2 protein-coding genes are annotated in these 2,564 nt (G+C 61.9%); both read right to left on the bottom strand.

Annotated elements, in window-relative coordinates; translation table 11 throughout:
* Positions 1-92: 92 nt before the first annotated feature.
* On the bottom strand, positions 93-860 hold the full coding sequence (istB, locus tag QCE83_RS04000; protein WP_309807758.1) for an IS21-like element helper ATPase IstB: 768 nt from the start codon (positions 858-860) through the stop codon (positions 93-95).
* 12 nt (positions 861-872) lie between these two features.
* Positions 873-2,396: an IS21 family transposase gene (gene istA, locus QCE83_RS03995; RefSeq protein WP_309807757.1), complete on the bottom strand. Its 1,524-nt coding sequence runs from the start codon at positions 2,394-2,396 to the stop codon at positions 873-875.
* Positions 2,397-2,564 lie beyond the last annotated feature (168 nt).

The following is a 2,564-nucleotide window of genomic DNA, read 5'->3' as shown; positions in this document are numbered from 1 at the left end:
TGCGTATTTCGGCGAACGTGACCGCCGATTTCGGGATCGTGACCGATTCGGCAAGGTCGGGCGTTGCGCGGTTTCGATTGTAGATTTCCTCGCTAGTTTTGGTCGAGTTCTGGTTCGAGCCCGCCGGGTTTCGGAGATGGTTTTCTGAGAGATTCGCCCGTCAGTTTGATGCGGTGATGTCGCTGCATAAGGCGATCTAGCATTGCGTCGGCAATCGTCTCGTCGCCTATCCAGCCATGCCAGTGTTCGATTGGTAGCTGGCTGGTCACGATCGTGGCTTTGCCGGCAGATCGGTCGTCAATCATCTCGAGCAAATCGTTTCGGACCATCGCGTCGAGCGGAGCCATTCCCCAATCGTCCAACAGGAGAACATCAACGCGAGCAACCTGCAGCAGCCATTTGGTGAAGCCGCCGTTGCCGTGGAGGACGCGCAGTTCCTCGCCGAGGCGCGGCACACGTAGGTACAACGCGGAGTGCCCGCGTCGGCAGGCATACTGCGCGAGGGCGCAAGCGAGCCATGATTTACCTGCGCCGGTTGGGCCGCTAATGAGCAGGCTGTATCCAGATTCGACCCAGTCGCCGAGAGCTAGGCTTGTGAGCGAACGCGGGTCCACGCCTCGACCAGCGCGGGTGTCGAGATCTTCGATGGCGGCCTGCGGATACTTCAGGCGCGCTTGCTTGAGCAGTCGGGTGCGGCGACGATCATCGCGCCAACTTGCTTCCCGGTCGACCAGCAACGACAGGCGTTCCTCGAAGCTCAGAGCCGCAGTGCCGGGCTGCGTCAGTTGCTCTTCCAATCCGTCAGCGAACCCATCCAACTTCAGGGTGCGTAGTTGCGTCAAGGTTTGGTGCATCATCATGGCGGGTTCTCTTTATTGGTAGTAGCTGGGGCCACGGACATGCGCGTGACTCGGACTGACCCATTCGACAGGCGTGGTCGCTGCCGCGCGGTCGCGGTTGTTGATGAGGATGTCGCGCACGTGGCGGTAACGATGTACACCCAATTCGAGCGCCAACGCGCACGCCGCTTCGAGACGGTCGCGACCATAGCGACGTGAGAGCGAGAGCAAGCCAAGGCACGCCCGATAGCCGTGCTCGGGATGGCGCTGTTCCTGCAGAAGCCGCGCGACGAGCGCGCCGGTGGCGCCGCCAATCTGCTGACCCCAGTGGATAAGCCGCTGCGGAGTCCATTCGAGATGGGCGCGGTGTGCCGCCGGCATGTGCTCGACGACGGTGGTGTAGTCTCCTACGCGATCATTGCGAGCATGGCTGGCCACGCGGCGACCGCGATGCAACAACTCGACAGCGCCGGCAGTGATGCGCGCATCGAGCTTGAGTCCAACAAGCGCGTGAGGAACGCTGTAGCGATGTTTATCGATCTCGATGTGGTAGTCGATGTGAACCGTTACTGCCTTGAACCGCGCGAGCTCATACGGCTGCACCGGCAGTGGCTGTAGGGCTGGCGCGTCTAATTCGGTGAACGCGCTGGCGCGGCATCCAGGCAGCTTCTGAAACGGGCGCTCGTTCAAGTTCTTCAGTAGCGGGCGGATCGCGTCGTCCACCGACTGGACCGACTCGAACTGGCGATGACGCAGGCGCGCCATGATCCAACGTTCGACCACCTGAACCGCCACTTCAACCTTCGGCTTATCCTGCGGGCGATAAACGCGTGCAGGCAGAAATGAGGTGCCGTAGTGACGCGCGAAGTCCAGCACGGTGTCGCCGGCGCGAGGCTCATAGCGATCGGGATCGGCGATCATCGCGCGCGGGTTGTCTGGCACGATCAGCTGGGGAACGCCGCCGTAGAAGGTCAGCGCGCGGGCGATACCACTCAGCCAGTCCTCCATCGTCTCGGCCGGCGTGGCGCATGCGAATGTGTAGCTCGATGCGCCCATGGCGGCCACGAAGATGTGTGCGCGGCGCCCTGTGGTCAACGGCAACGTAGGACCGGCGAAGTCGACGAATAGCTTCTCGCCAGCACGGTGGATCTGCCGCATGGAGCGCTTCAGCCGCTTCGCGAACGCCTTATAGTGCTCGCAAAACTGCGTGTAACGGTAAGTCTTCCGATTCGCGAACTCCGCCTGATATTCCTCCCACAACAACGTCAGCGTCACGCCCTTGCGGCGCAGCTCTTGATGAATGCGACCGTAGTCGGGCTGTGCATAGGCCGCGGGTCCGGTGGGCTTGCCAAGAAGCCGTCGTTCGAGCTCGCCTTCGTCCATATCACAGGCAATCGCCCAATCCAGCCCGGCGGCACCCGCCAGTCCGACGTACTTCGTGACCACGCCCTTGGAAATGCCCAGCGACGCGGCGATTCGATCATGCGAGAAACCGCCGTCGAACTTAAGTCGTAAAACGTCCTTGATCATGCGCATGTTCATCCGGTGCGCGGGCATGCTCTCTCCGGCAAAAGCCGGCGAGCATAGCTCGCGTGGTTGATGTCATGCGCAACGCCAGTCCTGTCGTCCGGTCCGTTCGGTCACGTTCCCGAAACGGCCGGTCACGTTGCCGAAATCGCCGGTCACGATCCCGAAACGGCCGGTCACCTTCGTCCGAAATACGCA

Source organism: Caballeronia sp. LZ034LL, assembly GCF_031451215.1.
In the GTDB taxonomy this organism is placed as follows: Bacteria; Pseudomonadota; Gammaproteobacteria; order Burkholderiales; family Burkholderiaceae; genus Caballeronia.
This window is presented reverse-complemented; position numbering and strand designations above follow the sequence as displayed.